Raw genomic sequence first — 21936 nt, forward strand, 5'->3', positions numbered from 1 at the left:
TTATTCTCCATTATTGAGGATAGAGTCAATTGCTAATTCATGAATCTCATTTGCAGTTAAAATACCGCGTTCACAAAACTTGAGGTAGCCTAATAGAGTTTCTCTATTTTTATGTCCCATAACTGACTGTAGATAATCAAGAACGTTACCTTCTTTCATCCCTGCATTGAGTAATTCGTTCAATCTTTCTACGGCATATGTAGATCGTAAATTATGAAACTTATGGGAAAAGTTAGGAAATTTGTTTTTCACTAAATTCCTCACCTCTCCCCAGCGAGCATCCAATGTTTTAGAAGCATAGTAATCTCCATTTTGATTTATTAATAAGGGTGGATTTTCTTTTTGCTCTGGATGAAGAATTTCAAATTTCTTCCTACGCTCTATATATCTTGATGAATTAATATAATCATACAGTTCTTGCATCAACGTAGAAAGAATCTCTACTTGACGTACTGTCCCATTTTTCGTTTCAATACCTAATAATGGGTCAAGCAATAATCCCTCAGCACCAATCAGATATTTCCTCTTATTCTGCTCAGGATCTGGTTTATAAATCCCTTTATTCCTAAGAGTGATAATCTCATTTCTTCTTAATCCAGAATATCTACTCAGCTTAATAGCCAGAAGAAATTCCTCAGATAACACAACGAACTTATCTCCATTTTTACTTTTCGATACTCCAATTTTACTAACATTGCATATTAGCTCTACTGACTCCCACTCTATTCTGTTCAGAGGAATAAGCTTTCTAGGTAATCCAAACTGACTCGTATTATTAGGTAGCTTTAACCTTAAATCAGTTGTATCTACATAAATAAATTTACTGCGCATGTATTCATGTGTGGATCCTCTATGTAAACTAACCACTTCATAATTGAAGGGAGGATATCGAAAATTATGTTTTCTCGACAAATAAAATTTATAGAAATTAATTACTACTCTCAGGTAACTATTAGCTGTACTTCGTGCTAACGCACCCTTTTCGAATATGTTTTTTAGATGTCTCCGAAACATATAAGTTGGACGTTTTCTTAAAGGAGCCGGCATATCATCCCATAAGACATTAATATCACTGAGAAAAGTAAAATAATGTAATAATGCCTGAGCCTGTGTATTGACCTCTTTTTTCCTTAAGTTAACCTTTAAATGAATAAGCCAATTATTAACAACATGTATATTATCCCCCTCTTCTGTAAATAAAAGTGGTAATTTACCTATACACAGTCCATCACCTTCAAAATTAACTGATAACCCACCAGTGGCAGGACTAATATCTATTTTAATTTTTTGATCGACAACAAAGTTTGGCACTTCCCAAAGAATAAGACTCATCTAATCGTTTACCGTCAAAATTTCACAATTTCATTGATTATATACGTAACAATCTAATTCAATGGAAACATCGTAACAGTACCCGATCCGGGTCACCGGCATGGACAACCCGGGTGGCTTTCTGCAACAGTTCTTCAATAACGCTCAGTTGTCTGGCGACTTCAGGACGGGGCCTGAGTTGCCATTTGTCCGGCACAATTGGCAGATCAGCCAGTGACCAGCGGGCATAACGGGGGTCATAATTTTCCGGCTGCGCCTGTTCCAGCAAATGACCGACGCACCAGGTGACTGTCTGATCATTCCCGCAGGCAATAAACCCTTGACCACGACGGTGCGGTTTAGGTAAAACATCAGCAATAGCCCGCGCAAGACTGGGCTTTTCGGCAATAAACAAACGCATTAACCGTGATCTTCCTTTGTTAATCCGGGTATCTGTAAAGCTACTTTTTTCACACCGGGGAAGCAGCAGGTATCGCCCGGCAGAATACTCTTCTGAGTGATGCTCCGTGATAAAATCACGTCCTGACTCAGCCACTGACTGGCTGAATCAGGATAATGCCAGATTCAGGGAGATAACACTGTCAGAAATAACTGACAAAAGCGCCAGTATCTTCCGGCGCGACCGGAGGGGCTTTTAATTGCGGTGTTCCGAGGTAGAGAAAACCGACAATCTGATCCTGCGGACGACAACCGAATCCGTCCCTGACGATCTGGTGTTCGGTCCATGCGCCGCTGCGCCAGATGCCGTTAAAACCCTGAGCCTGAGCGGCCATCTGCATCGCCATCACCGCACATCCGGCAGAAACAACCTGCTCCCACTGCGGCACCTTAGGATGTTCTTCACAATGAGCAATAACGGTAATAATCAGCGGCGCACGGAAAGGTGCGTTACGGGCTTTTTCCTGCCCTTTATCATCCAGACCGTCCTGTACTGCGGCCGCAGAAAGTAACTGGCTGAAACGTTCCAGTCCCTGCTGCTCTATCAGCACAAAACGCCAGGGTTTAAGCCCGCCATGATCAGGTGCACGTAGGCCTGCCTGTAAAATAGTGTCTAACGCTTCCCCTTGTGGTGCTGGTTCAGCCAGTCTGGCCGCAGAGCGGCGCTGTAATAAGAGTTCCAGAGCGTCCATATATTTCCCGTAATAAAAAGCAGTGATATGGCTAAGTCTGGCATAACAACGTCTTTTGTAACAGTCTGTCGTGATTTCCTGCTGACATTTCAGGCGCTGCTCTTTAGGATGATGCCTGAATGATCAAAACTCAGGCCGGCTTTCTGCCTGCTGACCTATTAATGGAGAAATTATGCGCACATTGGGGCGATTCATCGTCAGGCTGCTATCGGCCGGCTGGCGGGTATTGAATTTTATCAGGGAGTTCATTCTTAACCTGTTCCTGCTGGTACTGATTGTGGCAGGTGTCGGCATCTGGATGCAGGTCAGCGGTGGCTCATCTTCTTCAGCGAAAACACTGACCGGCGGTGCATTAAAGCTTGATATCGACGGAACTATTGTCGATCAGCCTTCGGCCAATAACCGTCTGGGTAAAATAGGCCGCGAGCTTATCGGTAGCCGCAGTGAAACCCTGCAGCAGAATTCATTGTTTGATATTGTCGATGCGATCCGTCAGGCGAAAACCGATGATAAAATTACCGGCATCGTACTGGACCTGCGTAACTTTGCCGGCGGCGATCAGCCTTCCCTGCGTTATATCGGTAAAGCTTTACAGGAATTCCGCGACAGCGGTAAACCGGTTTATGCGTATGGCGATAATTACAGTCAGGCGCAATACTACCTGGCCAGTTTTGCCAGTACTGTCTACCTGTCGCCTCAGGGTGCGATTGATATTCATGGTATGGCGACCAACAATCTGTATTTCAAAACCCTGCTGGATACTCTGAAAGTCTCTTCACATGTGTTCCGTGTCGGGACTTACAAATCAGCCGTCGAACCCTTCCTGCGTGACAATATGTCACCGGCCGCCAGAGATGCCGACAGCCGCTGGATAAACCAGTTATGGGACAGCTACCTGGCGACGGTGGCTGCTAACCGGAAACTGACACCTCAGCAGGTGTTCCCCGGGGCAGATAATCTGATTGCCGCTCTGAAAGCAGACGGCGGCAATACCGCCACCTATGCCCTGAAAAGTAAACTGGTGGATGAATTGCAGACCCGATCCGCGGTGGATCAGCAACTGATCAAAAAGTTCGGCTGGGATCCTCAGGAAAATGACTATCGCAGTGTCAGTATCTACAATTATCCGGTCAACGATCCCCACAGCAGCCAGCAAGGAAATATTGCGGTCATTGTTGCTAACGGGGCAATTGTTGACGGCGAATCTTCGTCCGGTAATGTCGGCAGTGAAACAACCGTCGCGCAAATCCGTGCTGCGCGGTTAAATAAAGCAGTCAAAGCGATTATCCTGCGGGTTAACAGCCCGGGAGGCAGTGTCACTGCTTCTGAGGCTATTCGCGAAGAACTGATGGCCGCAAAACAGGCAGGGAAACCGGTCGTTGTTTCCATGGGCGGTCTGGCCGCTTCCGGCGGATACTGGATTTCAACGCCCGCCAGTTACATTATTGCCAGCCCGACCACCCTTACCGGCTCTATCGGTATTTTCGGGGTAATTAATACCATCGAAAACACCCTGAGTACGATTGGCGTGCATACGGATGGCGTCGCCACGTCGCCACTGGCTGATGTTTCAATGACCAAAGCCCTGCCGCAACAGGTTGAGCAGATGATGCAAATCAGTATCGAAAACGGATACAGCAACTTCCTGAATCTGGTCGCTGCATCGCGGCATAAAACCACCGAACAGGTTAACCAGATAGCCCAGGGCCATGTCTGGACCGGCAGTGATGCTAAAGCAAATGGCCTGGTGGACCAGTTAGGTGACTTTGATGATGCAGTGAAAAAAGCCGCTGAGCTGGCACAAATCAAAACCCCGGTCCTGGACTGGTATCAGCAACAGCCTTCATTGTTTGACCAGGTGCTGGATCAGATGAGTGCTTCTGTCAGTGCGGCGCTGCCAGTCAGTGTCCGTGCCCTGTTACCGGCCCCGCTGGCAGAAGTGATGACCGATATCAGTAAGCAACCGGGAGTCACTGGCCAGACCGTTGATCCGCAGAATCGTTATGCTTATTGCCTTAACTGTGGCGTATTGAATTAAAAAATATGCAGCCTGAACCCTGTTCAGGCTGTTTTTCATGACAATTACTTTTATACTGCCGCCATCCTGTCTTCTGTTTTATTACTACTGACACTGAGTTTTCATGCAGAGAAAAAATATTTATGTCGCCTATACCGGCGGAACCATCGGTATGCAGCGTTCCGTTCATGGTTATGTGCCGGTCTCTGGTCATCTGCAACAACAATTGCTGACCATGCCTGAGTTCCATCGTCCTGAAATGCCTGAATTTACTATTCATGAATATCAGCCATTAATGGACTCGTCGGATATGACACCGCGTGACTGGCAGGTGATTGCCGATGATATACAGCAAAACTACGACCTGTATGACGGTTTTGTGATATTGCATGGTACAGATACCATGGCATTCACCGCATCGGCGTTGTCATTTATGCTGGAAAACCTCAGCAAGCCGGTTATTGTCACCGGATCACAAATTCCCCTGGCAGAACTGCGTTCAGATGGTCAGCAAAACCTGCTGAACTCGCTATTTGTGGCCGCGAATTACCCGATTAATGAAGTGTCGTTATTTTTCAATAATACGCTTTATCGCGGTAACCGTACTACCAAAGCCCATGCCGATGGCTTTAATGCTTTCGCCTCCCCTAATCTGACACCGTTGCTGGAAGCCGGTATTCATATTCGTCGTTTACACACTCCCCCGGCACCGGCCAGCAGCGGGCCTCTGAAGGTGCATCCCATCGAACCTCAGCCGGTTGGTGTCGTGACCCTGTATCCCGGCATTTCGGCCGATGTCGTGCGTAACTTTTTACGTCAGCCGGTGAAAGCACTGATCCTGCGCTCTTACGGAGTCGGCAACGCACCACAGAACCCGGAGTTTCTGGCCGAACTGCAACAGGCTTCACAACGCGGAATTGTGGTTGTCAATCTGACACAATGCCTTTCCGGCAAAGTGAATATGGGGGGCTATGCGACCGGTAATGCGCTGGAAAATGCAGGGGTTATCAGTGGTTTTGATCTGACGGTGGAAGCAACCTTAACCAAACTCCATTATCTGCTTTCCGCCGGTTATTCGCCGCAAGAGATTCGTCAGCTAATGCAGTGTAATCTGCGGGGCGAATTAACTCCCGACTGAGGCAGTACGGATCTGCCTGCCGGCAGATCCGTGATATTTTCAGTTCAGGGTCAGTCTGACCCTGCTCTCGTCAATACCAAACGCCTGTTTGAGCTGTTGTTTGGTTTTGATCACCATCTCTCCGCCTTTGCCAATCGACATATGTGCCGGATTATCATTGTGCTGAGCCTGCCATAACATAACCAGCTGCAGACTGTGCTCACGCTGTTGCGGTGTCAGCGCGACGCCATCAGGCCACTTTCCGGTTTCAGTCGCGGTCACCAGCCGCTGATAAACGTCCGGTGTCATGCCTGCCAGTAAGGTTTCAAGTGTTTTATTCATCAGTTATCCCGAAGTAACTTTGCCTTGTGGATCAGTAAAATTCAGTGACGCCGAATTGACGCAGTAACGCTCACCGGTTGGCTGCGGTCCGTCCGGGAAAACATGTCCCAGATGAGCATCACAGTGAGCACAGCGGATCTCAATGCGCTGCATACCATGAGAAATATCTTCCAGGTAACGAATGGCCTGATTATTCACCGGCTGATAAAAGCTTGGCCAGCCGCATCCTGAGTCGTATTTACTGTCCGAGTAAAAAAGCGGCACATTACAGACCAGGCAATGATAAATCCCCTGTTGCTTGTTATGCAACAAAGCCCCGCTGAACGGCGGTTCCGTACCGCGTTGCTGTGTAACATAGTGCTGCATTTCGGTAAGCGCAGGCTGTGAGCCATGGTTTTTATTTTCTGACGACATTGGACATCCATTGACTGTAAACAAACACAACTATCGACTACTATAACAAACAGGTAACAAAATGGGGCTGGCAATTTGTGCTGATGCCGCTAACCCCGGCAGTATCACCTGAAACTGTGAGCTATACCTTTTTTTTCGCCCCGCCGCGGACAGGCTCTGCAGCGCGTTCTGATAAGGTAAACTAATCATTTTTCGGTGTGCAAAGGGCGTCCGATGATTGATCTGCCACAACAATTGACACGATTAAGCTTGACGCCTGCAGCGGTTTTTGTAATTTTACAGCCAACCTTTTATTCAATAACCAATAGCTGGTGGAATATATGACTATCAAAGTAGGTATTAACGGTTTTGGCCGTATCGGTCGCATTGTTTTTCGTGCTGCGCAACAGCGTTCAGATATCGAGATCGTTGCAATCAACGACCTGCTCGACGCGGATTACATGGCGTACATGCTGAAGTATGACTCCACTCATGGCCGGTTTGACGGTACTGTTGAAGTAAAAGAGGGTGCATTAATCGTCAATGGTAAAAAAATCCGCGTAACCAGCGAAAAAGATCCTGCAAACCTGAAATGGGATGAAGTGGGTGTTGACGTGGTTGCCGAAGCGACAGGTATCTTCCTGACCGACGAGACTGCACGTAAACACATTACTGCGGGTGCCAAAAAAGTTGTGCTGACTGGCCCTTCTAAAGATAACACCCCGATGTTTGTACGCGGTGCTAACTTTGAAAAATATGCCGGCCAGGATATCGTTTCCAATGCCTCCTGTACTACCAACTGCCTGGCTCCTCTGGCAAAAGTTATCAACGATAACTTTGGTATCATCGAAGGTCTGATGACCACCGTTCATGCAACGACTGCTACCCAGAAAACGGTTGATGGCCCGTCTCATAAAGACTGGCGTGGTGGCCGTGGTGCTTCTCAGAACATCATCCCTTCTTCTACCGGTGCAGCTAAAGCTGTCGGTAAAGTGCTGCCTGAACTGAACGGTAAACTGACCGGTATGGCTTTCCGTGTACCAACACCAAACGTTTCTGTCGTTGACCTGACCGTACGTCTGGAAAAACCAGCCACTTACGAACAGATCAAATCAGCTATCAAAGCCGCTTCCGAAGGCCCGATGAAGGGTGTTCTGGGCTATACCGAAGACGACGTAGTCTCTACCGACTTTAACGGCGAAGTCTGCACCTCCGTATTCGATGCCAAAGCAGGTATCGCTCTGAATGATAACTTTGTAAAACTGGTTTCCTGGTACGATAACGAAACCGGTTACTCTCACAAAGTACTGGATCTGATTGCACTGGTTGCTGCTAAATAATCAGCTGCCGCTAACACAGAAACAGCTATGGGCGACTTCGGTCGCCCTTTTTTCTATTATCAGGGCTATCATTTTTTGAGGTGAGAAAATGCAGGACACTTTATATAAACTGCCGGTAATCCGTCAGATAACCCCTTATATTTCTCAGCGTCAGAAAGATCAGTTACCACTGATTGTCGTTAATCATCCTCTGGTACATGCAGTGGTTGCTTTACAAGGTGCCCAGCTGATCTCATGGCAGCCCTCAGGTGAAAAACCGGTGATCTGGCTGAGCAGTCAGACGCCCTTTAAGACAGGAAAAGCTCTGCGCGGCGGGGTTCCCGTCTGCTGGCCATGGTTCGGGCCAGCCGGTACACCGGCACATGGTTTTGCCCGCAACCTGTCCTGGACGTTACTGGCCCATGATGAAAATGACCAGGGTGTTATGTTAACTTTCGAACTGAAGCATTCACCACAGACCCTGAAACTCTGGCCTTATGAGTTTACCCTGATTGCCCGTTTCAGGCTCGGCCGGCAGTGTGAAATTGAACTGGAAGCTCACGGTGATTATCAGTCCACCGCGGCACTGCACAGTTACTTTCAGGTCGCTGATATCAGCGGGGTATCCGTCAGCGGTCTGGGACAGCCATTTACTGATAAAGTGACCGGCAATACACAAGGTGAGCTGACGTCACCGCAAACTTATCCGGCACGTGTCGATCGCATTTTTACCGCAGCTGATGACTGTAATGTCATTACAGATAGCCGCGGCGAACGTCAGCTGGGCATCTGCCACCACAATAAAAGTGACGTTGTCACATGGAATCCGGGGCCTGAATTGTCCTGCAGTATGGATGATATGACGAATGATGGTTATAAAACCATGGTGTGTGTGGAAACCGCACGGATTTCGGTCCCGATGGTCAGTAAAGCTGATGCCCCTGCCCGTTTAGGCGTCACTTTTCGGGTCAATAAATAACCTTATAACGTACCGCAAGTAAAAACGGGACTGTGTTGATTGTCCCGTTTTTATCTGATCACTCAGAAAGTGTAACTGACACCACTCCACACCATTAACTGGCCGGATTTTGCCACCATCGGGCTGTCTTTAATGGCGCTATCAAACCACTGATAACGACCGCCGAATCCCAGTTGCCAGCGTTCGGTTAATGGATAAATAGCGCTGACTTCGGCATACGGATTCCAGCTGTCCCCCGTATGATAGCGCGAGATCCCGGATCTGGCCGATTCAGCAGAAGAAACGCCGTAGTAATAATCTGTCTGATGAGCACTATTCCAGCTGACCCCCGCCCCCGGGTTGACGGAAAACCCGCCAATCATTAACGGATAATGCCAGTTAGTATTCCAGATCAGCCCGTTGCTTTCGTCGAGTACATCGCCTGTCAGTGACGTTTTCAGAACCCCCCAGTCGGCAGTGTGCTGCCACATCCCACCGCCCATCAGAGTCATATGACGTTTATCCAGCCGCTTCATGTCACTGTAGTCATTTTTACCCGGTTTGAACTCTTCCCCGGAGGTCGTAATAATCAGGGAGAACTGGTCCTGATCATCTTTCCACAGATTATAACCCGCCTGCCAGCCGGAAATAAAAAAGTGCTCACCCTGATAATCCACCAGCGGCAGCGGGTAATATTTATTTTTATCGCCGTGATATGGCGATTGCATAAAGAGTACCGACGCGCCTAAGGTTAACGGCGTATTTTCCGCCAATACCTGACCAGAAAAGCACGCCCCTATCAGGGTACTTACGCAAAAAAGTGATTTTTTCAAAATAACAAAGTCCTGTAATTATATTAACTGGCGCAGTTTATCCTTACAGGATGCTGACTAGAATCACCTGAGCACAGATTGATCACATTTTATTTTACATTATTTCCCTGTCCGCCGGGCGGCAGCAAACCGCAACTTAGCCGGAAAGCCCGCACTTATAACTCCTCCGTTAATCATAAGGGTTACGCCGCATCTGATAAACAGAGGAAAATTGCCAGATAATTACTACAGTTAAATGATACGGCCCGGTAAACAGTGACTATTTTCTGTTTTCCGTCCCTTATATTTTTGTGCCCCCTGTCAGGGGGAAATGACTGATCACCGGGCCGTATCTCCGGGGGCAGATCCTGCAGGAACACGCTCCTCTACCTGTGCTAACACTGAAAGGACGGGCATCCCTATGAATATATTCGATCATTATCGCCAGCGTTACGAAGCGGCCAAAGACGAAGCGTTCACATTGCAGGAATTTCTTTCACTCTGTAAACAGGACCGCAGTGCCTATGCGAATGCCGCCGAACGGTTACTGACCGCTATCGGAAAACCGGTGATGGTAGACACGGCTCAGGATCCGAGGTTATCGCGGATTTTCTCTAACCGGATTGTGTCACGCTATCCTGCCTTTGAAGAATTTTACGGGATGGAAGACGCGATAGAACAAATCGTTGCTTATCTGAAGCACGCCGCTCAGGGCCTCGAAGAGAAGAAACAGATCCTTTATCTGCTGGGGCCGGTCGGGGGAGGTAAATCCTCGCTGGCTGAACGGCTGAAAGCCCTTATTCAGCGGGTCCCCATCTATGTGCTGAGTGCCAACGGGGAGCATAGTCCGGTCAATGACCATCCTCTTTGTCTGTTCAGTCCTCAGGAAGATGCCGGACTGCTGGAGAAAGAATATGCTATCCCGCGGCGTTACACTGGCACGATTATGTCGCCCTGGGCAGCGAAACGTCTGCATGAATTCGGCGGCGACATTACCCGTTTCCAGGTGGTTAAGGTCTGGCCGTCAGTGCTGCATCAGCTGGCTATCGCAAAAACTGAACCGGGCGATGAGAATAATCAGGATATTTCGGCACTGGTGGGTAAAGTCGATATCAGAAAACTGGAACACTTTGCACAAAATGACCCGGATGCTTACAGTTATTCCGGAGCCCTGTGTCGTGCTAACCAGGGGATCATGGAGTTTGTCGAAATGTTTAAAGCGCCAATCAAGGTGCTTCATCCGTTACTCACCGCGACCCAGGAAGGTAACTATAATGGTACCGAGGGCATCTCTGCCCTGCCGTTTAATGGTATTATTCTGGCCCACTCTAATGAATCCGAATGGGTCCGGTTCCGTAATAACAAAAACAACGAAGCCTTCCTTGACCGTGTTTATATTGTCAAAGTTCCTTACTGCCTGCGGGTATCAGAAGAAATCAAGATTTATCAGAAACTGCTGAGTAACAGTGAGCTGGACAATGCCCCTTGTGCACCCGGCACCCTGGAAACCCTGGCGCGTTTTATTATCCTTTCGCGGCTGAAGTCTCCTGAAAATTCGAGTATTTACTCAAAAATGCGGGTCTATGATGGCGAAACCCTGAAAGATACAGACCCGAAAGCAAAATCCTGGCAGGAATATCACGATTATGCCGGTGTCGATGAAGGTATGAACGGCTTATCTACCCGTTTTGCTTTTAAAATATTGTCACGGGTTTTTAACTTTGATCATACGGAAGTGGCTGCCAATCCGGTTCATCTGTTTTATGTCCTGGAACAGCAGATTGAACGGGAACAATTCCCTGAGCAACAAGCCGGAAACTATCTGGAATGTATCAAAGGCTATCTGATCCCGAAATATGCTGAGTTTATCGGTAAAGAGATACAAACAGCCTATCTGGAGTCTTACTCCGAATATGGACAGAATATTTTTGACCGCTATGTGACTTATGCTGATTTCTGGATCCAGGATCAGGAGTACCGCGACCCGGATACCGGACAACTGTTCGACCGTGAGTCACTGAATACTGAACTGGAAAAAATTGAGAAACCCGCCGGGATCAGCAATCCTAAGGATTTTCGCAACGAAATAGTTAACTTCGTCTTACGGGCCAGAGCACAGAATGGCGGCAGTAATCCGAACTGGACCAGTTATGAAAAGCTCAGGACGGTGATAGAGAAGAAAATGTTTTCCAATACGGAAGAACTGTTACCGGTGATCTCGTTTAATACCAAAACTTCTACCGATGAACAGAAAAAGCATGATGATTTTATCGACCGGATGATGGAAAAAGGTTATACCCGCAAACAGGTACGTCTGCTGTGTGAATGGTATCTGCGGGTACGAAAATCTTCTTAACTACTAAGCTAACGGAGGATCTGAGGGTCTTCCGTTAGCGGGCTGTCGTAAGCTGGCCCGTTTCACAGAATATGCCCGGGGGTATGCTATGTCCTATTTTATCGATCGGCGACTCAACGGCAAAAATAAAAGTGCGGTCAACCGGCAGCGCTTTTTACGTCGTTATAAATCACAAATTAAGAAGTCGCTTTCAGAAGCCATCAAGAAACGTTCTGTCACTGATACAGAAAGCGCTGAGTCTGTGTCGATTCCGGTCGCTGATATCCTTGAACCGGTATTTCATCAGGGGGCCGGCGGCAACCGGGTGCGGGTGTATCCCGGAAATGATCAGTTTATCACCCGCGACCGTATCGAACGTCAGTCAGGCGGTGCGGGAAATGGCAGTGCTCAGGGGGATGCCAGCCCGCAAGGTGAAGGCGAAGATTCATTCAGCTTTACCCTGTCTAAAGACGAATATCTGGATCTGTTGTTTGATGATTTGGAGCTGCCGGATTTACAGAAAAATGACCATCACCGGCTCACTGAATACAAAGTACAGCGTGCCGGCTATACTGCTCACGGCGTTGCTTCGAATATCAGTGTGGTTCGTTCGTTACAAAATTCACTCGCCCGCCGTACCGCCATGACTGCGGCTAAACGCCGTCAGCTCCGGGAGCTGGAACAGTCACTGCAAGCCATCCGCGATCAGGACCCGGTTCAGCTGATGGAAGAGCAGCGATTATCCGCTGAAATTGCCAGCCTGAAAGCGGCGATAGACAGAGTGCCTTTTATTGATACTTTCGACCTGCGCTATAAAAATGTTGAAAAACATCCCGAACCTTCCAGCCAGGCTGTCATGTTCTGCCTGATGGATGTTTCAGGTTCGATGGATCAGCCGACCAGGGATATGGCAAAACGGTTTTATATTCTGCTGTATTTATTTCTTAGCCGCCGTTATAAAAATGTCGAAGTAGTCTATATCCGGCACCATACGCAGGCTAAAGAAGTCGACGAACAGGAATTTTTTTACTCTCAGGAGACCGGGGGAACCATTGTCTCCAGTGCCCTGAAACTGATGGACCAGGTGATTAAACAACGCTACGACCCGTTACAATGGAATATTTATGCCGCACAGGCTTCTGACGGTGATAACTGGGCCGATGATTCGCCGTTGTGCTACCAGCTACTGGCCAGTCAGCTGCTGCCGGTAGTCCGTTATTACAGTTATATAGAAATCACCCGCCGTGCTCATCAGACTCTGTGGCGGGAATATGAACAGCTACAGCATCAGTTTGATAATATTGCTATCCAGCCGGTCCGCGAACCTGAAGATATCTATCCGGTATTTCGTGAATTATTCCGCCGCCAGACAACCGGTAACTGATCTGATGGCCACTGACGGTGGCCGGTATTTTTACAGCAATAACAGTCCTGCTAATCAATGATTCAATTCAGTGCCGGCAAACGGTATACTTATCACCCGGCAAGTATCACCGGCTGATCCTGTACCTGGTACCGGTATTTACAGGCTGTTAATCCTTTTCTGCTGAGTGCCGCGCTTTATCCGTAAAGGTGTAAAACATGAAGACTGGTTACCTGTTTCCTATCGCTATTATTGTTGCCGGTGTGGCATTACTGATTTGGTTTATCGCCAGTGGTGCATGGATGCCAGGCCAGTAAACACTTCCGGGCCAGCCAGGGTGAAGGGCGCGCGCCCGGACCGGTTATCCCCTGTTATACCATCTGCATTATGGTGTTGTTTTATCGCCGTTGTATAACTTCGGTAACAATGGAACTGGCGGTTATGCTGCAAACGCTGCCTCCGGTATCCCGGTTCTGTTCATAAATCATCGATATTCAGGGAGCTGTCATTTGGAAACCAGCATGATTTATAGTCTTTTTGTTATTGGCTCGGTGCTGGTAGCGTCAAGTATTATCCTCAGCGCATTTTCTTCACGGCTGGGGATCCCTATCTTAGTGATCTTCCTGGTGCTTGGCATGCTGGCCGGGGAGGACGGTATCGGCGGCATCGCTTTCGATAATTACCCGGCCGCTTACCTGATCTCAAACCTGGCTCTGGCAGTGATACTGCTGGACGGAGGGATGCGTACTAAAGCCAGTGCGTTTAAAGTTGCCCTCTGGCCGTCGTTATCGCTGGCGACCATCGGCGTGTTAGTGACTGCCGGTCTGACCGGCCTGATGGCAGCCTGGTTATTTAATCTCGACCTGATGCAGGGATTTCTGATTGGTGCCATTATCGGTTCTACCGATGCAGCTGCCGTGTTTTCCCTGCTGGGCGGTAAAGGGCTGAATGAAAGGGTCAGCTCTACCCTGGAAATTGAGTCCGGCAGCAATGACCCGATGGCCGTATTTCTGACGATTACCCTGATAGAAATGATCCACAAAGGACAAAGCGGACTGGATATGATGTTCCTGGTGCATCTGGTGCAGGAGTTTGGTCTCGGGATTGTGTTTGGGATTGGTGGCGGTGTTGCTATCCAGCAATTAATTAACCGGATTTCATTGCCAGCCGGTTTATATCCCCTGCTGGCTGTCAGTGGCGGTATTCTGGTGTTTGCCTTCACCACCCTGATGGAAGGCAGCGGTATCCTGGCGGTTTATCTGTGTGGCTGCTGGCTGGGTAACCGGCCGGTACGTAACCGCCACGGCATACTGCAGACTTTCGATGGTATGGCCTGGTTAAGCCAGATCGGCATGTTTATCGTTCTCGGGTTACTGGTGGTTCCTACGGATTTATGGCATATCGCTGTTCCGGCAATGTTACTGTCATTGTGGCTGATTTTTATTGCCCGTCCGTTGTCGGTATTTGCCGGTTTACTGCCGTTCAAAAACTTTACCCTGCGCGAACGGTTTTTTATCAGTTGGGTCGGATTACGCGGCGCGGTGCCGATTATTCTCGCGGTGTTTCCGATGATGGCCGGGCTGGATAATGCCAAACTCTATTTTAATATCGCCTTTTTTGTGGTGCTGGTGTCCTTAATGCTACAGGGAACCTCACTCAGCCGGGCCGCAAAGATGGCGAAAGTGGTGGTCCCGCCGGCCGCAGAGCCTATCCAGCGTATCGGGCTGGATATTCACCCCGACAGCCCGTGGGAAGAGTTCGTTTACCAGCTCAGTGCCGATAAATGGTGCATTGGTGCCGCCCTGCGGGAGCTTGACATGCCGGAAGAGACCCGGATCGCGGCCCTGTTTCGCGATAATTTACTGATGCATCCTTCCGGATCCACGCGTCTGAAAGAGGGTGATATTCTGTGTGTCATCGGTCGTGAAAAAGACTTACCGGCACTGGGCAAAATGTTCAGTGAGAGTCCGCCGGTTGCCCTTGAACAACGCTTCTTTGGTGATTTTATTCTCGATGCCGGTACTGATCTGTTCGATATTGCTCAGGTTTACGGTCTCGAACTGGATCAGGATATTCAGCCACATCAGCCGGTGGCAAAAATAATCGCTCAGCAACTGGGGGGGATCCCGGTGGTTGGCGACCAGCTCGAATGGCTTAATGTGATTTGGACAATTGCCGAAAAAGAAGATAACCGGATTGTCAAAGTGGGTGTCAGAATGATGGAAAGTCCGTCGTAAGCGGTCACCGCTCAGAATCATACAGCGGGTAAACGTTTGCCCGTTAAAAAACCTTATTTAGCACTTCCGGCTACCGTGGAAAAACGGTAGTCTTGTGCGCTTTTCTTCGGGTCACCTGCATAATTTATGAATAAATATACGCTGTTACTGCTGAGTCTGGTTTTACTGGCCCCGCTGGGTATTGACCTGTATCTTCCCACGCTGCCACAGGTGGCTGCCGGACTGGATACCCCGGTCAGCAATATACAATCGACTATCCCGCTTTTTCTGCTGGTGATGGGGCTGGGCCAGCTGGTTACCGGTCCGCTGGTGGATAATTTTGGCCGTAAACCCGTGGCAATAGCCGGTCTGACTCTGTATATCGCCGGCAGTCTGATGGCGGCCCTTTCTTGCCACTGGCCGTTATTTTTAACTGCCAGAATTATCCAGGGATGTGCTGTCTGTTGTACTGCCGTAGTGGCATTCAGCGGCGTTCGTGACCGGCTTAGCGGAGATCAAGCAGCCAGAACCTTCGGTTTTCTTAACGGCGCATTAAATATTGTCCCGGCACTGGCTCCCCTGCTGGGGGGGACACTGGCCGAATTCTGGGGGTGGCGTGCACCCTTCGGATTTCTGATGTTTTATGGCCTGCTGACTGGCGTGATTATCTTCCTGTTTTTGCCGGAAACCCGTCCGCACAATACTCTGAAAGTCCCCTTTTTCCCACTGAAACAATATGCCGCCATACTGTCAAACCCGCGGTTTATCTGTTTCTCGCTGGCGAATGCCGGGGCTCTGGGCATGGTCCTGACCTATGTTTCTCTGGCGCCGGATGTGCTGATGGAAAAAGGCGGTTTATCCCCTTTTACCTTCGCCTTAGCCTTTGGCGCTAACGGCCTGTGGATTATGCTGGTCAGCAGCGTGGTCAGTTTTGTTATCCGCAAAGCCGGCCGGCCTTTCTGTCTGCTGTTTGGCAGCCTGTGCATGCTGTTTGCTGCAGGGATGTTAAGCGGGGAAATACTGTTTTTCAATGAAGCTGCCCGTCAGTACTGGCTGAGTTATATGTTACCGGTGGCGGTAGCAGTGGCAGGGCTGGCACTTATCATCGGCCCGGCTACCAGTTATGCACTGGAACCTTACCAGCAGCAGGCCGGTATGGCCTCCGCATTACAGGGATTTATTCAGATGGCGGGCGGTGCCGGCGGCAGCCTCTGGGTTCTGGCCTTGCCACTGAGCCCGCAACAGGCGCTGACGGCAATGATGCTGGCGGGCTCAGTTCTGGCGATCATTGCCTGGTATTGCAGTCACCGGGTAAAAGGAACGCTCCGGGAACTGTAGTATCACTGTCTCAGCCGGTTTCCGGCTGAGACAGTGACTGCTTACAGAAGCCGGAAGGGTACCCGTGGTGCAACGGCACATAACAGTTCATAACCTACCGTTCCGCATGACTGCGCCACATCATCTGCCGGTACCTGTTGCCCCCACAGTTCGACAACAGACCCGATATGTGCCGCGGGACAGGGAGCCAGGTCTATCATCATCATATCCATCGACACCGCTCCCAGGGTGCGTGTCATAACACCGTCAACAGCGACAGGTGTTCCGCTCGGCGCATGACGGGGATAGCCATCGGCATACCCGCAAGCCACTATCCCTATTTTATGCTCAGAGGCGGCATGATAGCGGTAGCCATAACCCACCCCTTCTCCCGGGGTTAACTGCTGAATACCAATAATTTCGCTGTGCAGCCCCATCACCGGCTTCAGTCCTGTTCCGGCAATATCCTGCCAGTTACCGGAAGGCGAAACGCCGTACAGAATGATCCCCGGCCTGATCCACTGATGGTGGGTTTCGGGGTGCCAGAGCGTGGCCGCAGAGTTAGCAAAACAACGCGCGGGGACGCTCCCTAAACCGGCAGCAGCCTGCGCCATCAGAGCAACCGGCTGATCGACTCCGTCGCTAAGCTCCGCCCGCGCAAAATGTGTCATCAGTGTCATTTCACCGACATTGTCTAATGCAGCCAGCCGGTTCCAGACCTCCGGGACCTCATCCGGACGAAAACCGAGACGGTTCATACCGCTGTTCACTTTGACATAGATATCAAGGGGGGCAGATAACCGGGCATTTGCCAGTGCGGTAATTTGCCATTCACTGTGTACGCTGGTGGTCAGCCGATAACCATCCAGCAGTGCGAGATCGGCTGCTTTAAAAAAGCCTTCCAGTAATAGCAACGGCTTCTGCCAGCCACTTTCGCGTAACTGAATAGCTTCTTCATAATTCAGCAGAGCAAAGCCATCACTCTCTGACAATGCAGTGTAGCAACGGGAAATACCATGCCCGTAGGCATTAGATTTCACAACAGACCAGACTTTTGCAGCAGGTGCAGCCTGTTTTACTATGGCTAAATTATGCTGTAGCGCCTGCTGGCTGACGGTTGCGATAATCGGTCGTGACATACAATTCTCCGGAAAACCTTAACGGGCAATACTTGTTTTTTTAGGTAATGACGGGTTATCAAAACCAGGTAAATAACGCATCACGGATAAATCATCAGCGGCAATATCCGGTGTTTTACCGGAAATAATATCGGCGATTAATTTCCCTGAGCCACAGGCCATTGTCCAGCCCAGAGTGCCATGTCCGGTATTCAGGAACAGGTTAGCTAATGGTGTCCGTCCGACAACCGGGGTACCATCCGGGGTCATCGGCCGCAGCCCGGTCCAGAAAGTCGCCTGTTCAATCTTGCCACCTTCAGGATAAAGATCACTGACCACCATCTCCAGCGTTTCTCTGCGGGCAGGTAACAGTTTGGTGTTAAATCCGACAATTTCAGCCATTCCGCCCACCCGGATCCGGTCATCAAACCGGGTAACAGCTATTTTGTAGGTTTCGTCGAGTACCGTAGACAGCGGAGCGGCGTGGTAATTTTTCACCGGAATCGTCAGGGAATATCCTTTCAGAGGATAAACAGGAATGGCGACAATATCTTTCAGTAATGCCGTTGAATAAGAACCGCAAGCGACAATATAACGGTCGGCAGTCAGCGTTTCGTCGCCACACTGAACACCGCTGATGCTGTTTCCTTCGCGTAATAACCGGTCAACCGTCATATTATAACGAAATACCACCCCGGCCTGTTGCGCCATCGCCGCCAGTCGCTGAGTAAAGAGTTTACAGTCACCGGTTTCATCGTTCGGCAATTGTAATCCGCCAGTCAGTTTATGCTGTGTTGCCGCCAGGGCCGGTTCAATGGAAGCTAATTCGGCGGCCTGCAGTAATTTATAAGGCACCCCGGCCTGTTTAAGCACTTCAATATCTTTTACGGCATTAGCAAGTTGTTGTTCAGTCCGGAATAATTGTAATGTGCCGCCCTGGCGCCCTTCATAATGAATCCCGGTAGTGGCGCGCAGTTCTTTAATACAATCACGGCTGTATTCGGCAATCCTGACCATGCGACTTTTATTTTGCTGGTAATGCGGCAGCGTACAATTCTTCAGCATTTGCCACATCCACTGCAACTGAAATGACGAACCATCCGGGCGAACAGACAACGGAGAATGACGCTGGAACATCCATTTCAGCGCTTTTAATGGAATACCGGGCGCTGCCCACGGAGAGGCATACCCGGGCGAAATTTGTCCGGCATTTCCGGCACTGGTTTCTTCAGCCGGCCCGCTGCTGCGATCGATCACTGTGACTTCATGGCCCGCCTGAGCCAGATACCAGGCGCTGGTCACCCCGACCACCCCACTTCCGAGAATAAGCACTTTCATTACAACCCCCGCAGCATAAAATACCAGGTCATTGGTTATCAGGTAGCGATATACACTGATAGATCAATGGCTATTAAATTAAGTCTATTTCACCTTGTTTTTATCTTTCTGGTAACAAAAATTCGCAGTTTTTTGCATATTCAGCAGTTAAGGTGGTTTTATATTAAAAATTAGTAGTTAATTATGCGGGAATGAGTTTTCAGAAACGATGTCAGAATTTTAATATGCTGCCATATATTATCCTTATATACGGGATATTATTCTGTATAGCTGTACGGAATTTAACTTTTGGCAGAAAAAATAGCCCGCGGGAAGTCTGCACCCGTTTTTGTGCCAGTTTTTACCCTGCCCTGACCTGAACCTGCAAAGTATCAGCTATCCTTAATTATCCCTGAAACGTGGAAACATATCAGGATGATGACAGGCGATCACTCACTGCCGATAAACGAGGTGCGCTATGACAACCCTTTTTGATGCCCCTTCCTTCCGCCCGGCCAGACTGAGTGACGGCCCGGACTGGACCTTTGAGCTGCTTGAGACTTACCTGTCGGAAATTGACCGTGTTGCCGGCTACTACCGGCTGGAAACTTACCCCCATCAGATAGAGGTTATTACCGCCGAACAAATGATGGATGCCTGCTCCAGTATTGGTATGCCGATTAATTATAGCCACTGGTCATTTGGTAAAACGTTTATTGAAACAGAGCAGCGCTATAAACAAGGTCAGCAGGGACTGGCTTATGAAATTGTCATCAACTCAGATCCCTGCATCACTTATCTGATGGAAGAAAATACCCTTACCATGCAGGCGCTGGTGATGGCACATGCCTGTTATGGACACAATTCCTTTTTCAAAAATAACTATTTATTCCGCAGCTGGACCGATGCCGGTTCAATTGTCGATTATCTGTTATTCGCCCGTAACTATATTGCCGAATGCGAAGAAAAATACGGTATCGAAGCGGTGGAACAACTGCTGGACTCCTGCCATGCATTAATGAACTATGGTGTGGACCGTTATAAACGCCCGCAGAAGATTTCACTACAGGAAGAGCAAGCCCGCCAGCAAAGCCGCGAAGATTATTTGCAACAGCAGGTGAATAACCTGTGGCGTACTTTACCCCGCACGGAAAAACCGGCGCTTACCGCACAGCGGCAACGCTATCCGGCGGAGCCCCAGGAAAACCTGCTGTATTTTATGGAAAAAAATGCGCCACTGCTGGCGCCCTGGCAGCGGGAGATCCTGCGGATTGTTCGTAAAATAAGCCAGTATTTTTATCCGCAAAAACAAACTCAGGTGATGAATGAGGGCTGGGCCACGTTCTGGCACTACACCCTGCTGAATCATCTGTATGACGAAGGAAAAGTCAGTGAACGTTTTATGCTGGAATTTTTACACAGTCATACCAATGTTGTGGCTCAGCCGGCCTACAACAGCCAGTGGTATAACGGGATTAATCCCTATGCGCTGGGGTTTGCGATGTTCCGTGATATTAAACGTATCTGTCAGCAACCGACCGCCGAAGATTACGCCTGGTTCCCGGATATCGCCGGCAGCGACTGGCTGGATACGCTGCATTTCGCCATGCGTGAATTCAAAGATGAAAGTTTTATCAGTCAGTTTCTTTCGCCGCAGGTAATACGCGATCTGCGTCTGTTTTCGGTGGCTGATGACGATCAGAAAAATTATCTGGAAATTTCTGCGATACACGATGAGCAAGGATACCGGACTATCCGCCAGCAGCTGTCAGCCCAGTATAATCTGAGTCATCGCGAACCAAACATTCAGGTGCTGGACGCAGACCTGCGAGGAGACCGCTCACTGACATTACATTATATCCCCCAAAACCGGGCCCCGCTGGGCAGCAACACGGATGAAGTGATGAAACATATCCACCGCCTGTGGGGGTTTGATGTCCGGCTGGAACAGCAAAATGATGACGGCAGCGTTGAGCTACTGGCTCGCTGCCCGTCCCGTCAGACTGGTTAAGCCGCACCGTTGCCGGCAGGGATATTCTGTATCCTGCGCCAGAGCTGACGGCTGGTATCACCATACTGACAAACCAGCTGTACTACCTGTTGCCTGTTCACTTCCGGCAGGCAGAGCTCATGTAATGCATGATAAAACTCACAGGCCAGATCGCGGGCTTCCGGATGTGAAAAACACAGGGTTGCAGCACGGCTATATAAACCACTCAGCCCGTTAATTATCAGCCCGTAGACCAGATTACCTGAGGCAAAGGCCAGCCCGCGGAATACCTGACAGTCAATATCGCTGTAACGTTTCCCCTGCCTCCAGGCTTGCAACGCTCCACTCAGGATCTGCCGGGACTGCTCAGGGTTATGCCCCACAGCATGGCTGATAAAGACAGCCGCAATACTGGTTCGCACCGATAACAGATTATCGATTAATTGCGGAGTACTTTCAGGATCAAGCCTGCTCAGGGTATTGAGAATATTCAGGCCTGAAGTATCCAGTACATTATTGACCCGGGTTGGTTTCCCGTGCCGGATGGTCAGCCAGCCATCACGGGCAAGGCGCTGCAGGACTTCACGCAATGTCGTGCGGGTCACCCCAATCAGATCGGCCAGCTCGCGTTCGGCAGGAAGCACAGAGCCGGGCGGGAAACGGCGATTCCAGATACTCTCGATAATATATTCTTCGGCAATCCCTGCCGGACTTTGTGCGTTTATCAGCATCATCTGTGCTCTCTTACCAGCCATGGTGTTATCATTGCATCATAACAAAAGCGTTATTTGTCATATAGCATCACCGGGGCAACAAAAGGCGATCACTGTCAATAAAACCAACACTGCGGGGCCGTTTTG

At 49.3% G+C, this 21936-nt stretch carries 18 protein-coding genes and 1 pseudogene; 10 read left to right on the forward strand and 9 right to left on the reverse strand.

What is annotated here, in order from left to right; translation table 11 throughout:
* The 3 genes and pseudogenes from JK198_RS02120 to JK198_RS02130 form a co-directional block, all read right to left on the reverse strand.
* Entirely contained in the window at nucleotides 1–1332 is a 1332-nt protein-coding gene (locus JK198_RS02120; protein ID WP_212708289.1) for a site-specific integrase, read from the reverse strand.
* A gap of 82 nt (nucleotides 1333–1414) precedes the next feature.
* Nucleotides 1415–1732: pseudogene (locus tag JK198_RS02125) on the reverse strand (toprim domain-containing protein); the annotation flags it as partial.
* A gap of 181 nt (nucleotides 1733–1913) precedes the next feature.
* Nucleotides 1914–2462: an NAD(P)H nitroreductase gene (locus JK198_RS02130; protein ID WP_212710222.1), complete on the reverse strand. Its 549-nt coding sequence runs from the start codon at nucleotides 2460–2462 to the stop codon at nucleotides 1914–1916.
* 172 nt (nucleotides 2463–2634) lie between these two features.
* On the opposite strand from JK198_RS02130, the gene sppA reads away from it, so the two are divergent.
* Both sppA and ansA read left to right on the forward strand, forming a co-directional pair.
* A complete protein-coding gene (gene sppA, locus JK198_RS02135) occupies nucleotides 2635–4500 on the forward strand; it encodes a signal peptide peptidase SppA (protein WP_212708287.1) in 1866 nt (621 codons plus the stop codon).
* A gap of 103 nt (nucleotides 4501–4603) precedes the next feature.
* Nucleotides 4604–5617: an asparaginase gene (gene ansA / locus JK198_RS02140; RefSeq protein ID WP_212708286.1), complete on the forward strand. Its 1014-nt coding sequence runs from the start codon at nucleotides 4604–4606 to the stop codon at nucleotides 5615–5617.
* Between the two features lie 39 nt (nucleotides 5618–5656).
* Here the strand turns inward: ansA and JK198_RS02145 are convergent, their stop codons facing one another.
* Nucleotides 5657–5938 carry a DUF1315 family protein gene (locus JK198_RS02145; protein ID WP_212708285.1) on the reverse strand — a complete coding sequence of 94 codons (282 nt, stop codon included), beginning with the start codon at nucleotides 5936–5938 and terminating at the stop codon, nucleotides 5657–5659.
* A gap of 3 nt (nucleotides 5939–5941) precedes the next feature.
* The gene (msrB, locus tag JK198_RS02150; RefSeq protein WP_212710223.1) at nucleotides 5942–6352 is read right to left on the reverse strand and encodes a peptide-methionine (R)-S-oxide reductase MsrB; all 411 of its coding nucleotides are present in this window, start codon (nucleotides 6350–6352) and stop codon (nucleotides 5942–5944) included.
* A gap of 320 nt (nucleotides 6353–6672) precedes the next feature.
* Between msrB and gapA the strand changes: the two genes are divergently transcribed.
* Together gapA and JK198_RS02160 are read left to right on the forward strand one after the other, a co-directional pair.
* Nucleotides 6673–7671 carry a glyceraldehyde-3-phosphate dehydrogenase gene (gapA, locus tag JK198_RS02155; protein ID WP_212708283.1) on the forward strand — a complete coding sequence of 333 codons (999 nt, stop codon included), beginning with the start codon at nucleotides 6673–6675 and terminating at the stop codon, nucleotides 7669–7671.
* 88 nt (nucleotides 7672–7759) lie between these two features.
* Nucleotides 7760–8629: a D-hexose-6-phosphate mutarotase gene (locus tag JK198_RS02160; RefSeq protein ID WP_212710224.1), complete on the forward strand. Its 870-nt coding sequence runs from the start codon at nucleotides 7760–7762 to the stop codon at nucleotides 8627–8629.
* A 62-nt stretch (nucleotides 8630–8691) separates the two neighbouring features.
* Here JK198_RS02160 and JK198_RS02165 read toward each other — a convergent pair whose 3' ends face one another.
* On the reverse strand, nucleotides 8692–9441 hold the full coding sequence (locus tag JK198_RS02165) for a MipA/OmpV family protein (RefSeq protein ID WP_249213229.1): 750 nt from the start codon (nucleotides 9439–9441) through the stop codon (nucleotides 8692–8694).
* Nucleotides 9442–9841: 400 nt separating this feature from the next.
* On the opposite strand from JK198_RS02165, the gene JK198_RS02170 reads away from it, so the two are divergent.
* The 5 genes from JK198_RS02170 to JK198_RS02190 all read left to right on the forward strand — a co-directional run bounded on the left by JK198_RS02170 (nucleotide 9842) and on the right by JK198_RS02190 (nucleotide 16672).
* A complete protein-coding gene (locus tag JK198_RS02170) occupies nucleotides 9842–11776 on the forward strand; it encodes a PrkA family serine protein kinase (protein ID WP_212708281.1) in 1935 nt (644 codons plus the stop codon).
* An 88-nt stretch (nucleotides 11777–11864) separates the two neighbouring features.
* Nucleotides 11865–13139: a YeaH/YhbH family protein gene (locus tag JK198_RS02175; protein ID WP_212708280.1), complete on the forward strand. Its 1275-nt coding sequence runs from the start codon at nucleotides 11865–11867 to the stop codon at nucleotides 13137–13139.
* 197 nt (nucleotides 13140–13336) lie between these two features.
* Nucleotides 13337–13435: a YoaK family small membrane protein gene (locus tag JK198_RS02180; protein WP_212708279.1), complete on the forward strand. Its 99-nt coding sequence runs from the start codon at nucleotides 13337–13339 to the stop codon at nucleotides 13433–13435.
* Nucleotides 13436–13627: 192 nt separating this feature from the next.
* The gene (locus tag JK198_RS02185; protein ID WP_212708278.1) at nucleotides 13628–15355 is read left to right on the forward strand and encodes a potassium/proton antiporter; all 1728 of its coding nucleotides are present in this window, start codon (nucleotides 13628–13630) and stop codon (nucleotides 15353–15355) included.
* Between the two features lie 126 nt (nucleotides 15356–15481).
* Nucleotides 15482–16672: a multidrug effflux MFS transporter gene (locus JK198_RS02190; RefSeq protein ID WP_212710225.1), complete on the forward strand. Its 1191-nt coding sequence runs from the start codon at nucleotides 15482–15484 to the stop codon at nucleotides 16670–16672.
* A 41-nt stretch (nucleotides 16673–16713) separates the two neighbouring features.
* Here the strand turns inward: JK198_RS02190 and dadX are convergent, their stop codons facing one another.
* A complete protein-coding gene (dadX, locus tag JK198_RS02195; RefSeq protein ID WP_212710226.1) occupies nucleotides 16714–17790 on the reverse strand; it encodes a catabolic alanine racemase DadX in 1077 nt (358 codons plus the stop codon).
* Between the two features lie 18 nt (nucleotides 17791–17808).
* Entirely contained in the window at nucleotides 17809–19107 is a 1299-nt protein-coding gene (locus JK198_RS02200; protein ID WP_212708275.1) for a D-amino acid dehydrogenase, read from the reverse strand.
* A gap of 457 nt (nucleotides 19108–19564) precedes the next feature.
* Between JK198_RS02200 and JK198_RS02205 the strand changes: the two genes are divergently transcribed.
* Nucleotides 19565–21097: a SpoVR family protein gene (locus JK198_RS02205; protein ID WP_212708274.1), complete on the forward strand. Its 1533-nt coding sequence runs from the start codon at nucleotides 19565–19567 to the stop codon at nucleotides 21095–21097.
* On the opposite strand, the gene fadR is transcribed toward JK198_RS02205, so the two are convergent.
* On the reverse strand, nucleotides 21094–21807 hold the full coding sequence (fadR, locus tag JK198_RS02210) for a fatty acid metabolism transcriptional regulator FadR (RefSeq protein ID WP_212708303.1): 714 nt from the start codon (nucleotides 21805–21807) through the stop codon (nucleotides 21094–21096). The genes JK198_RS02205 and fadR overlap by 4 nt on opposite strands.
* Nucleotides 21808–21936 lie beyond the last annotated feature (129 nt).

The organism is Tatumella sp. JGM91 (assembly GCF_018257575.1).
Taxonomy (GTDB): domain Bacteria; phylum Pseudomonadota; class Gammaproteobacteria; order Enterobacterales; family Enterobacteriaceae; genus Tatumella; species Tatumella punctata.